Source organism: Caproiciproducens galactitolivorans, assembly GCF_004768785.1.
Classification (GTDB): Bacteria; Bacillota; Clostridia; order Oscillospirales; family Acutalibacteraceae; genus Caproiciproducens; species Caproiciproducens galactitolivorans.
In genome coordinates, this window is the sequence record NZ_SRMQ01000003.1 from 72,081 (window position 1) to 85,193 (window position 13,113).

Annotated in this window: 11 protein-coding genes; 3 read left to right on the forward strand and 8 right to left on the reverse strand. The window is 50.6% G+C overall.

The features are described from left to right. Positions 1 to 4: 4 nt before the first annotated feature. From CAGA_RS04865 to CAGA_RS04900, 8 genes are all read right to left on the reverse strand, one after another. Positions 5 to 1,072, reverse strand: coding sequence for a type II secretion system F family protein (locus CAGA_RS04865; RefSeq protein WP_135658384.1), 1,068 nt, complete (start codon positions 1,070 to 1,072; stop codon positions 5 to 7). A gap of 75 nt (positions 1,073 to 1,147) precedes the next feature. After that, positions 1,148 to 2,239 carry a transglutaminase-like domain-containing protein gene (locus tag CAGA_RS04870; RefSeq protein WP_135658387.1) on the reverse strand — a complete coding sequence of 364 codons (1,092 nt, stop codon included), beginning with the start codon at positions 2,237 to 2,239 and terminating at the stop codon, positions 1,148 to 1,150. Between the two features lie 29 nt (positions 2,240 to 2,268). Next, positions 2,269 to 3,483, reverse strand: a complete 1,215-nt coding sequence (locus CAGA_RS04875) for a BTAD domain-containing putative transcriptional regulator (protein ID WP_135658389.1) — start codon at positions 3,481 to 3,483, stop codon at positions 2,269 to 2,271. Positions 3,484 to 3,629: 146 nt separating this feature from the next. Further along, positions 3,630 to 4,886: an esterase/lipase family protein gene (locus tag CAGA_RS04880; protein WP_243112947.1), complete on the reverse strand. Its 1,257-nt coding sequence runs from the start codon at positions 4,884 to 4,886 to the stop codon at positions 3,630 to 3,632. A gap of 399 nt (positions 4,887 to 5,285) precedes the next feature. Then, positions 5,286 to 5,747, reverse strand: a complete 462-nt coding sequence (locus tag CAGA_RS04885; protein ID WP_135658391.1) for a chemotaxis protein CheX — start codon at positions 5,745 to 5,747, stop codon at positions 5,286 to 5,288. Continuing rightward, positions 5,744 to 6,604 (reverse strand): response regulator, encoded by an 861-nt coding sequence (locus CAGA_RS04890; RefSeq protein WP_135658393.1) that lies wholly within the window; start codon positions 6,602 to 6,604, stop codon positions 5,744 to 5,746. Before CAGA_RS04890 ends, CAGA_RS04885 begins: the two co-directional genes overlap by 4 nt. 100 nt (positions 6,605 to 6,704) lie before the next feature. Further along, positions 6,705 to 7,814 (reverse strand): DUF362 domain-containing protein, encoded by a 1,110-nt coding sequence (locus tag CAGA_RS04895; RefSeq protein ID WP_135658396.1) that lies wholly within the window; start codon positions 7,812 to 7,814, stop codon positions 6,705 to 6,707. A gap of 180 nt (positions 7,815 to 7,994) precedes the next feature. Beyond that, complete coding sequence (locus CAGA_RS04900) at positions 7,995 to 9,215, reverse strand: ROK family transcriptional regulator (protein ID WP_135658398.1); 1,221 nt, start codon at positions 9,213 to 9,215, stop codon at positions 7,995 to 7,997. Between the two features lie 287 nt (positions 9,216 to 9,502). Between CAGA_RS04900 and CAGA_RS04905 the strand changes: the two genes are divergently transcribed. From CAGA_RS04905 to CAGA_RS04915, 3 genes are all read left to right on the forward strand, one after another. After that, positions 9,503 to 11,149, forward strand: coding sequence for a peptide ABC transporter substrate-binding protein (locus tag CAGA_RS04905; RefSeq protein WP_135658399.1), 1,647 nt, complete (start codon positions 9,503 to 9,505; stop codon positions 11,147 to 11,149). Positions 11,150 to 11,233: 84 nt separating this feature from the next. Then, positions 11,234 to 12,175 carry an ABC transporter permease gene (locus CAGA_RS04910; protein ID WP_135658401.1) on the forward strand — a complete coding sequence of 314 codons (942 nt, stop codon included), beginning with the start codon at positions 11,234 to 11,236 and terminating at the stop codon, positions 12,173 to 12,175. Positions 12,176 to 12,178: 3 nt separating this feature from the next. Beyond that, positions 12,179 to 13,102 carry an ABC transporter permease gene (locus CAGA_RS04915; RefSeq protein ID WP_135658403.1) on the forward strand — a complete coding sequence of 308 codons (924 nt, stop codon included), beginning with the start codon at positions 12,179 to 12,181 and terminating at the stop codon, positions 13,100 to 13,102. Positions 13,103 to 13,113: the final 11 nt, after the last annotated feature.

Below are 13,113 nucleotides of genomic sequence, written 5' to 3' on the forward strand. Positions count from 1 at the left end.
CCGGTCAGCCGATCGACGACATGATCCCCATTAAGGGAAGCATGACGGAAAGCAGGATCGCGCCGATAATAACGGAAAGCACGCCGACCATGACAGGTTCAATAATGGAAACCGCGCGGTTCAGGGCTTCGTTTGCGTCGTCGCCGTACAACTCGGCGAGCCGCTTCATCACGCCGTCCAGGTTTCCGGTTTTGTCGCCGATATTCACCATGCTGGAATAGATGCCCGGGAAAATGCCCGCCTTGGTAAGCGCCTGTGTAAACGAAGTGCCGGATGCGACAAAGGAGCGGCATTGCTCAACCTTATCCAGCACAATTCGATTGTTTAAAACGCCCGGCGCGAGCGCCAGCGCCTCCTCGGTGTCGTAGCCGCTGGAAAGCAGCATGGAAAGCACGGAGGCAAAGCGCGCCAGCGCGATTTTTCCGGAGAGCTTGCGCGTCAGCGGAAAATTGTGCAGGAAGCCGGAAATAAAGCGGTAACCGCTTTCGGTTTTATAAAGAAGGAGTGCCGCCAGCAGGAGCACGGCAAGGATCAGGATAATTGCCAGCGCCCAGGTACCGATGGTGGAACCCGCCCGCATAACGGAGGAGGCGGTGTCGGAGATATCCGAGCCCATATCCAGAAACACCTGATGGAAAATCGGAAGCACCTTAATGACCAGTACCGCGATGACTGCCGCAATCATCAGCACCAGAATAAAAGGATACAGAAGCGCGCTGCGGATACAACTTCGCAAATTGTTTTCGCGGTCGTAATACAGCGAGAGCGCTTCCATCACATTTTCCAGATTACCCGCTTTCTCGCCGATATTGACCATGTTTACCATATATTTCGGGAATGCGCCGGTGCTGTTCAGCGCAAGGTACAAGGAGCCGTTCTGCTCCATGCTTGCCTGAATCCGGCGAATCAGCTCCCGCACATTTTCGTCTTCCACGTTGTCGCTGATTTCCCCCACGCCCTCTTTCAGCGGGATTCCCGCTTTCAGCAGAAGGACAATCTGCGAGCAGAAAAGGGAAACCTCGCCCGAGGAAAGCGGCTTCACTTTTTCCTGTCTGACCGTTGTGTCTTTCATGGCTTTTCCTCCAAACCGCCTTTTCGGCAGATCTCTCTTTGTATTCTTTAAACGAGCGAACAGATTTCTCCGCCATTAATAATACTTTTCCGCCGTATAATATCCGGCGGACTGGCCGGCCGCCGCAAAGGTGGAATCATACCGTTTCCACCCGCCGAGGTAAACCTCGTTCCATGCGTGGTAGCCCGCGCCCGTTGTGCCCATCACCAGCCGGGTGGGAATCCCCTGCGAGCGGCACATTGCCGCCATCAGGGAAGCATAATCAAAACAGATCCCCTTTTTCGAAGAAAGGGTACTGTCCACATTGGGAAGATAACCGGCTTTTACGCCCTTTGCTTTTGCGTAGTCATATTTGATATTTCCGGCGATAAACCGGTAAATCGCCTCCACCTTCTGCGCGTTGCTGGTAGCATTAGCGCAAAGGCTTTTTGCCTTTGCCACCGCGGCGGAGGAACGGGTGTAATCCACAAACTGGTTCGGGTACAGTGCATAGCCCGAACCGCTTACGTCCGCGTTCAGCTCCGTGGAGCAAAGCTCGGCGTAGCTGTTTCCTGAAACATTTTCCATAAAGCGGACCCGGTAAGCGCCGCTTCCGTTTTGCAACGGCAGGGTGATATAAGCGCCGTTTCCGGCGATGTTGTACTGATAATAGGAAGAGCCGCCGTTAAAATAGACCAGAATCTTCATTGCCGCCGAACCGCTGTACCGAACCATTATGTATCCTTCGGAGGCGTTGCTGTAGTCAACCTCCGCACCGTTTTTGGAAAATACCGCGCTGCCGGAGGCCTGCGGCATTTTCGCCGTTACCGGGGGCATCGGTTTGGTCGGAGCCGCCATGGGCGGCAGGGACGATGCAATCGTCATGGAAGAAACAGCCAGGGAAGACGGCGCGGCGGATGATTCCCTTGGCGCCCGCGATACCCACGAGGACGGGCTTTTTGAAGATTCGCCGCCTTCGGCTGTTTGTGACGCCGCTTCGGAAGCTTCCACCCCCGGGGAATCCGCAGCCGCAGAAGCTGCTGAAGAAGCAGCAGAAGAAATGAAAGAAGAAGCGGAAGCAGACACCGGGGATGAGACCGATCCGGTCAGATCGGTGTCCCGCACAGTACAGGCAGGAAGAAGCAGGACAAGAAGAAACACAAGGAAGAGATATTTGTATTTTCTCATAGTGTCCCCCCTGTCACGATTTGGTTAGTTTACGGCTGAGCGTCCAGCGCGTTAATTCTGGTGGTTACTTTCACATTTTCCCTGCGGTACCGGAACCGGAACCGTTGAAGAATCCGCTTTGCTACCATTTCCGCGTTCTCATAATTGATCAGGGGAAGCATCACGATAAACTGTGTGTTGCTGTAAGCTGAAACAACGTCCCCTTTGCGCAGGCTTTCCAAAATTGAGCTTTTCAAACGTTCTGCGGCAAGTTTCGCAATCTTTGGCTTTGGAATTCCGCCCTCAAGATCGTTCAACGTAAACAGGACAATGTACACAGAATTCCCGGTGCGTGTAACCGTACGCGCCTGTATGCGGTAGAAGGATTTGAACGTATCGTAATCGCAGTAGTATGCGCCGCGGATATCCGCGCTTTCCTGCAGATCGTTTTTAATAACGCTCAGATCCAGCTCCACGTTATTGATGCTGTTCATGAGCTGCTTATAAAGTGAGCGCATGGATTCGGAGATGTCCACGCCGAGTTCCTTGTAGAACAGCTGGATTACATAATTGTAGTGGTCAAGCGCCTGATTCCGCTGGCCGGTGGAAAGATAAGCGTAAAGCAGCATCTTGTGGATGGGTTCTTCCAGCGGAGAATGTGTCAGAGCGGCGTCGCAGACGCCGATCACTTCCTCGAAGCGGTGCTCTTGGATCAGCAGCCTGCACACGCGTTGGACGGATTCCGTGTAGAGGTTTGCGTAGTAGGTGCTCAAAGAAATGACCCAGTTGCTGTATGCTGATTTCGGAAGGAATTCGCCGCGGTACAGCGTAAGTGCATCTTTATACGCTGAAATGCGGGTTTCGACATCCAGTTTGTCGTCTGCACCCCGTTTAATCAATTCGACAAACTGTTCGGTATCGATTATGCAGGGATAACTGTTGTTCCATGAATAAGTATTGCGGATATACTGAATATATTCCGCCCGGCTGTCCTGTGAAAGCCGCTTCAGCAGCTCCCGTGCCCGGTAAACCAGGTTTTTTAAGGCGTTCAGCGGATCTTTGCATTCGTCCTCCGGCCAGAGGACTTCAATCAGTTTGTCTATGGAAATGTCTTTGTGCCGGTTTGCTAGGAGATACTCAATAAGCATCCAGGCTCTTTTGGTGCGGCCTTTTAAATTCGTAAGCTGGTGCCCGTTGATGGTTATGGAAAACTCGCCCAGCATATTCACCTCGATTTTTTGCTGAGAAAATGTATCCGGCTGCATAAACACACATCCCTTAAAGCAAATAGATATAAATAATGGTAACACATGGAAATTAAATTGACAAGAGAATTCTATTGCAACATCAAATAAAACAGCATTTTCCCGGCGAAAAATTGCTTCCGTCCGGGAAAATGCCGGAAAATTTATTAACTAACTACAGGCAAACTGCGGACATTTTTTGCAATGGTAAGGTACAGGTTCGTTACATTGTATTTTCCTATTCCGACAATAGCCATATGGTCCATATTCTGCACGCCCATGTAGTTCCATTTACCGATCTGCGGGGTACCGTTATATTCCACGATTTCATCTGTGGAATTCACCGAGGGACCTTTTGCTGAAATTGTGTTCACAATGCCGTCGTTGCGCCACCAGGTGCGGTCAATATCCGGTTTTTCCTTTCCACTGCGTGTATAAAGCCCGATTACGGCGGCCGGTGCAAATAAAACAGGGTTCATGACGAGCGGTTTCCCGATCTGGTGCCCGGTCAGGCGCTCTTCCGTTGTGGCACAGGTGGAATAGGAGAAATAATACACGTCGTCCTTTGCCGTAACCCAAGCGTTTTGCTCGGCCGCGCCGGTGGTGCTGAGATCCCAGAAGCTGAAGTCCCGGACTTTTCCGTTCCAGATAGAACTGTTCATCACGCGTTTTGCATAGTTGGTAAAACATTCCCCGGCTTGGCGTTTTAGGCCCCACTGATCCAGCTTGAAATCATAAACCGGTTCCACCCCTTTTCCGGTGGCCGCAGCCGCAGCCGAAATCAGGTAGGTGGCGAAGTCCTTTAATTTGTAGATGTCCACATCGGCAAGCGTTGTGCCGTTGTGCGGCGAGGCAAGCGTGGTAAGGCTGGCGACCCACGGCTTCCCACCCTCAAACAGGGGGCTTAAACCGGTCTTGGTGACTTCTCTTTCCTCTTCGCTTCCCTCTTCCAGAAGCTGAATCAGCATACGGCCGGTTTGGCCGCCTTGGCTGTGCGCGATTAGGTGAATCTTATTCAGACTGCCGTCTGTTTCCGTTCCCCATTCGGGGTAAAGGCCCGGGAACGACTTCCCGTAGCGCGCGTGGCCGTGTTTTTTGGAATGTGCTTCACCGTAGTCGACCGTGCCGCCTTTTATGTACGCGTAAAGCTCACAGGCACGGTCCCAGTTGCTGGAAAACGGGCCGACGGCAGCGGTATACGTTGGATAGCCGGCGTCGGTCAGTTTTTTCTGCAGGTCTACTAGTCCTCCCCAGTACCGGTAGCCCAGCATCTCATCCCGGCCCCACCCAGCGTTGCCGTGGCAAAACACAATGGGGTATTTGTTCCCCTCTTTCTCTGCGGCGTATGCCGGCTGCGGTATTATAATCACCGACAGAAAAATTGCGAAGGACAAGAGAAGTGCGCCTAGTTTTCTGACATTCAATTTCAATACAACTCCTTTTCAAATAGTTTTAAATACTGTCTAACAGTATTTGTTAATAAATATAAAACCACTCAATTCGAATTATCCGGATTTGTGAATATTTTTCAAATGAATTTTTATAGGAATAAATTGAATGTCGGAGATGTGGGGAAAATGAGAGATTAAGTCGGATTTTGCGAATTCGGAATTTCAGCCGCTTAAACAGGGGAAAATTAAATCCAAAAATATTTTCTATTTAAAAATTTAAGAATAGAAGAAAATACTTTCAAAGGGAAAAAAGCGGATGCGAATCATAATAGGCGGAATTGTCAAGGGTAATCTGGTTGTAGAAAAAAAGAAATTAACAGCAAAAAACCCCGGCGCAAGCCGGGGTTCGACTTTAAAATGATGTTTTAGCCGTTATTTTCTTTCCAGGGAAACGTATATGTAGAAATGCATATCGTTAATGCGCATCTCCAGACACGTTACCTGCTCAAAGCTTGCCTGTACGACAAAATCGCCGTGCATTAAGGTTGGCGTTGAAATATCCGCCTTGATTCCCATAATTTCCAAATAGGTGCATGCGCCTGCGGCAAGCATGTTTCCCAGCTCTGAAATGGCGCTCTGTGCCATTTCGTCGAATTCTAATATCGGCATTCCGCCCATCATGGAAGAAGCAACCATTTTTGCGCATTCGTCCGTCATGGCAAAAATGACGTTCCCATGCAGATCCCCTGTCACGCCGATGATGCACACTACGCCGGGGGCGTCGATTTTGCTTCCGCATTCCGTCTGCCTTTCCAGCGTGACGCTTTCAATACCGAACTGAGGCATTACGTTCAGAAAGGTATTGGAAAAGGCTTCTTCATATTTATTACTCATTCACACTCGCCTCTGTTAAACCCAATATTCATATAAATCTCGCCAAAAGTGGTGTCCGCCTTCACGGAAGTAACCGTGTTCAGTTCGGAGTTTGAAATTTTAATTAATTCGCCGTACACAATGGTCGGCGGAGCAACGCGAAGCCCGAAAAGCGGATTGCTTTTATTCATCAGCGAGCATGCGTTCCCGGCGATAATATTTGAAAGTTCGCCGATTACGTTTATAATGTGCTCTTTTGTCGGCTGGTCGATTTTGAACAGCGTCCGCGCAATTCCGGAAGCCGTATCCGTAGACATGTCCAGAATCATGCGACCGCCGTAGCGCCCGATAATGCCCATTACCGAGGAGATCCCGCGCGAAGTCTGCTCGATGTTGGCTTTCTGTTCATCGCGGTATTCCGGGACGGCGTGGAAAAATTTATTGAACGTATCGCTGAGCGCTTCCTTGAATACGGTGTAGTACAGTTTGTCAAGCTCCGCGAACAATTCTTCGTCCGCCATGATTCGCTTAATTGTAAGGGTAAGCTCCTCGGCGTCTACTGGTTTCTGCACATAACCCGAAATTTTGGCGCGCTTTGCCTTGCGAATAATTTCGTCGTCCATCATGGAGCTGACGATGACCACCTTCAGGTCCGGATCCAGCTTGTGAAGCGTTTTTGTGCACTCGATTCCGTCCACTTCCGGCATCGTTATGTCCATTGTGACTACGTCCGGTTTTTCCTTTGCGACCACATCCACAGCCTGTTGCAGATTGTTTGCACTGCCGACGACCTGAAATCCGTTTTCCGTCAGCATGTTGGTCAGCATCGCTACGGAAAAAGGAGAATCGTCTACGACTGCTACTTTAATTTCCTTCATAATCATCCCTGCTTTTCTGTTTACTAAAATTCTTGCTTTAAAATTGCCCTTTACAACGTATTTTTCGGCTGGTTCTTGCCTTTTTTTTAGGGAAACAGGATTATTTTATGGTAATAAGTTCATAATCCCGGTTCCCCAGCCCGATTTTTACCGCGTGGTCAATTCCGACCCTCCAGTCGGTCACAGGATGCGTGTCTGTGAAATGGTCATGGGTGGTCTGTGGCTGTTCCGCTAAGAAGCTGCCGTTTAAAACGGGCTGGCGGTTAACCGCATCCGCGCAGGCAACGTCCAGCGCGACGGGGTCAAAGGAAGCGAACATGCCCACGTCCGGAACAATCGGTGCATCGTTTTCCGCATGGCAGTCGCAGTTGGGCGACACATCCATTACAAGGCTGATGTGGAAATGGGGGCGGTCCTTTAACACAGCATAGGCGTATTCCGCAATTTTGCAGTTTAATATTTCGTTCGCCGTATCCCCGCCGGGGTGCACCGCGTCAAAATTACAGGCGCCGATGCAGCGCCCGCAGCCTACGCATTTCTCATGGTCGATTTGGGCTCGGTGGTTCTCGTCGAAGGAGATCGCGTCGTGCGCGCAGTTTTTGCGGCAGGCGCCGCAACCGCGGCATTCGTCCTTCTCCACGACCGGTTTTCCATCGCTGTGCATTTCCATTTTTCCCGCGCGGGAGCCGCAGCCCATGCCGATATTTTTCAGCGCGCCGCCGATTCCCGTGCTTTCGTGCCCCTTAAAATGGGTCAGGGATATAAATATGTCGGCGTCCATTATCGCGCGGCCGATTTTGGCCTCTTTTACATATTCGCAGTCGATCGGTACCAGCGTGTCGTCGGTGCCTTTTAGGCCGTCCGCAATTAGGATATGGCAGCCGGTTGCGAACGGGTTGTATCCGTTTTCATAAGCGGCGTCCAGATGGTCCAGCGCGTTTTTCCTTCTTCCAACATACAGGGTGTTGCAGTCGGTCAGGAAAACCTTCCCGCCCTGCCTGCGCACCAGATCGACGATGACCTTCGAGAAATTCGGCCGCAGATAGGAAAGGTTGCCCGGTTCGCCGAAATGGATTTTCACCGCCGTGTACCTGTCCGCGAAGGGAAGCGTTTCAATGCCGGCTTTCTTCACGAGCTTTTCCAGCTTCTGCAGAAGGTTGCATTCCGAAGTAGCCCGGAAATCCGCAAAATAAACTTTTGATTTTTCCATGTTCCATTCTCCTTTTGCCGCAGGCGGCCCAACAGCTTTTTGCGGTTTGCGTTAAAATATTTAAACTTTTTTCAAATCAGGCTTTCAAATGAACGAAAAGAAGAATCCTATGGCTGAAAAGCCATCTTCATCATCATTATACCATAAAATGATAGCCTCTGCATTTCCAGAATGCAAAGGCTATGTATGCTCATAATTGCAGATTCTATCGAAAATGATCTCTTTGGAAAGGGCGAACAGCCCACAGATCCCGGCATTCGTTTCCAAACTTGCGGAAACCACGCTTATGGGCTCGAATGCGCTTTCCTGCACAATGCGGTTGATGATCGGAAGCATCTGCGATTGAAAGGTAACGTAATCACCACCCAAAATGACCATGTCGCAGTTTAGAAGGCTGATAATATTGGAAATGGTCGCGCCGATTATTTCAGATATTCCGTCAATGCATTTTTTTAAAAATTCGTCGCCCTCGCGCCAGACCCGTACAATGTCTTTGAACCCGGCCGAATCGGGAGTTTTCCCCAGCGCGGCGAAGGCGTCCCGCGTCTCCTTCGGCGCTTTGGTACGGATGTATTGCTTCAGCGCTCGGATATTGACGGTGTCGCCCAGATTCCCGAATTTTCCGTTTACCAGCCCCAAAGGCCCGGCAGGAATGGAGTTCGAAATTTCTCCCGCGCGGTTGGTGCTGCCCAGGTACAGCTTTCCATTAATAATGATACCCGCGCCGAACCCGTAGCCGCCGCTGATGTACACAAGGTTTTCCGCCTTTTTGCCGGCACCGGTGGTGAACTCCCCCACCGCCGCGGCGTTTACGTCGTTTACGACCAGCACCTGCGTTTCAAAAAGTTCTTCCAGCTGGCGGGAAAGGTCGCTCATATTCCAGTTGGCAAAATTGGATTCCGCGTAGTAATTGCGGTTTTCCGGGTCAAACACGCCCGGGCACGAAATCGCAATAATCGCCAGATCCTGGCGGCTCAACCCCGCGGTAGAAAGCAGAAGATTGGTTGCGTTTAAAACCAGATTCAGCCTTTCGGGGTACTTGGCGTCGTTTGCGATCGCAACCGTAATCTTGTTGAGGGTCTCGCCGCGCAGGTTCCCCAGCACGAAGATCGGATCCTCGAAATTCAGCTCAATCGCAATAATATATTGGTAATTTTCATTGAATTTGAGAAGGATGGGCTTGCGTCCGCCTGTGGACATGGCGGCTCCGGCGCCTACCTCCTGAATGATCCCAATATCCAGCAGGGACGAAATGTTTTCCGTCATGGCGGATTTACTGATGCACAGCTCGCGCGACAGTTCCGCACGGGAAATCGGTTCGTCGCAGTAGATTTTTTCAAGGATAACCCTTTGGTTAATCGACCGGATATGGGTTTGGTCTACGGTGTGTATAATGTTCATCACGATCCATTCATTTATTGTCGGATTTTGTAACCATCATAGCATGGGAAAATTCGATTTTCAATAGTATTGCTGGGATTTTTAATTAAATCTATACAAAATTACGAAAATGAATTAAAATGTTATTGGTAAATACATTGACTTTTTGAAAGGATGGTGATAATATCAAAATAAGTAAGTTCGGAAACAAAACAAACTAAAGACCCTTATGATCAGTCAATCTTACGCACAGTATTATTATTCCAAAAGCAAAAAATCAAAAATTTTTAGGAAAGAAGAGAGATTGTATGAAAAAGAGCAAACTGCTTGCACTGATTCTTGCAGCGGCCATGGTCATAACAGCCGGTGGCTGCGGTTTCACAGGTTCATCCGGCGGCACCGCTGCGTCCGGTACGGAACAGACGGCGAGTTCCGGGGCGGCGTCCAGCGACACCATTACGGTGTACGACACAAACGAAATTCGCACCATGGTGCAGTGGGCGGCTTCCGACACAAACTCCTTTACCATTCTGAATAATGTATCCGAAGGGCTTTACCGCCTGAACGCCAAGCATGAGCCGGAACCGGCTTTGGCGCAGGACTGCAAGATTTCTGACGACAAGCTTACCTACACCTTTACGCTGAGGGACGGCCTGAAATGGAGCAACGGCACCTCCCTTACCGCGAAGGATTTCGTATTTTCCTGGCTCAAGCAGATGAGCGCGGACGCTACAAACGGCTATTCTTTCATTATGACGGACTACATCGTCAACGGTGAGGAATATCTTGCCGGCAAAGCGAAAGCCGAGGATGTCGGCGTGAAAGCGCTTGACGACAAAACCTTTGAAGTCAAGCTGAAGCAGCCGACACCGTATTTCATCCGCCTGACCACCCTTCCGATGTTTTTCCCGCTGAACGAGGAATTTGTGAAATCCAAGGGCGATAAGTACGGCCTGGATGCGGGCAGCATGATTTACTGCGGCCCATATGTACTTACCTCCTACGACCCGGCGAGCGGAAGCGTTATGAAGAAGAACGATTCCTATTGGGACGCTGCGAATGTAAAAGTTCCGAACGTCAAGGTTCGCATCATTAAGGAACAGGCCACGGCTCTTAACGCTTACAAGGCCGGCGAGCTTTCCAGGGTCATCCTTTCATCTTCCGACGTTCCGGCAATGAAATCCAGCCCGGAATTCAGCTCCAACAATGAATTCCGCACGACTTACCTCCAGTTCAACCTGACGGACAAGACATTGTCCAATAAAAATATCCGTACAGCGCTCGGTTATGCGATCGACCGCAAAACCCTTGCGGACGCCATCCTTTCCGACGGTTCCGCACCGGCAACCGGCCTGATTCCGAACTATATGTACGGGAACGGCAAGGAGACATTCCGTGAACTCAACGGCGACATTACTGCGTTCGATGCAGCGAAGGCAAAGGAATACTGGGACAAGGGCGTAAAAGAGCTTGGCAGCGTACCGACCCTCACCCTTTTGACCGAGGACGATTCCGTAACAAAGACCGTTGCAACCTACCTTCAGAGCGAATTTAAGAAGAATCTTGGCATTGATGTAAAGATTGATTCCAAAACGAAAAAGGCAAGAAACCAGCTGATGGATAACAACAACTTCCAGATGGCGATTACCGCCTGGGGCGCGGACTACGACGATGCAATGACTTATATGGATCTGTGGACAAACGGCACACCGTACCGCGGAAGCTACAAGAGCGACACCTATAACGGGTTGATTGCCGACGCGAAAAAGCAGACCGACGACGAAAAGCGCCTGCAGGATATGCTTACGGCGGAAAAGCTCCTGGTTGTTAATGACGCGGTCGTATCCCCGCTGTTCTACAGAGGATCCGCTTATCTCACAAAACCGAATGTGAAAAACCTGGTTACCCATCCGTTTGGCGCACCGATCGAATTCAAATATGCTTCCCTGAATTAAGAGAATCGGGAAACTGGGAATGAAAGAGGGGGAGGAGTTCTTCCCCCTCTTTTTTAGTAAAGATAGCTAGGGAGGGTATACGGAATGTTCAGATACATATGCAAGCGCATGGTGTATTTGCTGATTACTCTGTTAATCATTTTAACAACGACCTTTTTCCTGATGAAAAAACTGCCGGGCACGCCGTTTGATTCGGAGCGCTTTTCCCTGCTACCGGCGGATCAGCAGGCGCAGTTACTGGAAAAATACGGGCTGAACGACCCGGTCATCGTTCAATACGGCAAATATATCCTGAATGTGGCAAAAGGGGATTTCGGAACCTCCTTTTTCTATTCGGGTCAGCCGGTTTCCGGCGTAATTATGGGGCGTATAGGCCCTTCGGCCCTGATCGGTATTCAGGCGATCCTTATCGGCCTTTCCATCGGGCTGATTTTGGGCATCATCGCCGCGTGGCGGCACAACAGCGGAATCGATTATTTTACCATGGTTATCGCCGTTCTGGGCGTGTCGGTTCCGAACTTTGTTGCCGCGGCGCTGCTGCAATACTATGTCGGGCTGAAATGGGGGCTTCTCCCCGTGGCTTTCTGGGAAAGCTGGAAAAACTCCGTGCTGCCCTCCATTGCGCTTTCGTTCAGCGTTACCGCAATGATCGCGCGCTTTATGCGCACGGAAATGCTGGATGTGCTGGGACAGGACTATATTGTAACCGCCAAGGCGAAGGGCCTGAACCAGTTTAAGGTTTTAATGCGGCATGCGGTGCGCAACTCGATCATTCCGGTTGTAACCATCCTTGGGCCGATCGTAGTCAACCTGCTGACCGGTTCCCTTGCGGTTGAAAATATTTACAGCATCCCCGGAATCGGCAGCCTGTTTGTGGATTCCATCAAAACGAACGACTATTCCACAATTATGGGAATCACCGTTTTTTACAGCGCATTCTACATTTTTGTGATGCTGGTCGTCGATATCCTCTATTCGGTCATTGACCCGAGGATTCGCCTGGCGTCCAACGGAAAGGGGGATTAACAAATGACGAAAACAGAAATCCCTCAGGAGCTGTTTACCAAAGTCGTGGTGGACAAGGACGAAAGGGAACACATCGCCCGCCCGAACCTGACGGCGTTCCAGGACGGCTGGCTGCGCCTGAAAAAGAACAAGGCGGCGGTTGTCAGCCTGTTTGTGCTGGTCATCGTCATCCTCCTTGCGATTTTCGGCCCGGTTTTCGCAAAGCATACCTACTTCGATACGGATTATTCGCGGATTTATCAATCCCCGAGCGCTGCCTATCCCTTCGGCACCGACCAGTTCGGCCGCGACCAATGGGCGCGTATCTGGCAGGGTACGCGGATTTCGCTTTTAATCGCCTTTGCCGCCGCATTCATCGACCTGTTTATCGGCGTAACGTTCGGCGCGGTTTCGGCTCTATTCGGCGGCAGGGTGGACGCAATTATGCAGCGTATCATTGAAGTCCTTGTCGGCGTTCCGCAACTGATTATCGTCATTTTGCTGATGATGGTCATGCCTGCCGGAATCTGGACGATCGTTCTGGCGCTTTCTATTACCGGATGGGTGAACATGGCGCGTTTGGTGCGCGCCCAGATTCTGAAGCTGAAAAACCAGGAATTCGTCCTGGCCGCCCGCGTGCTGGGTACCAGCAACCGGGATATCATCTTGAAGCACCTTATTCCGAATACTGTCGGCGTTATTGTTATCAACGCCATGTTCGACATCCCATCGGCGATTTTCACCGAAGCGTTTTTAAGCTTTATCGGAATCGGCCTGGCGGAGCCGAACGCCTCGCTGGGGGTTCTGATCAACAATGGGTATCAGGTTTTGCAGAATTTCCCGTACCTGCTGATCTTCCCCGCTCTGGTCATTATTTTAATCATGGTTTGTTTCAGTATTCTGGGCGACGGGCTGCGCGACGCGCTTGACCCCAGAATGAGACAGTGAGGAGGGCCGCA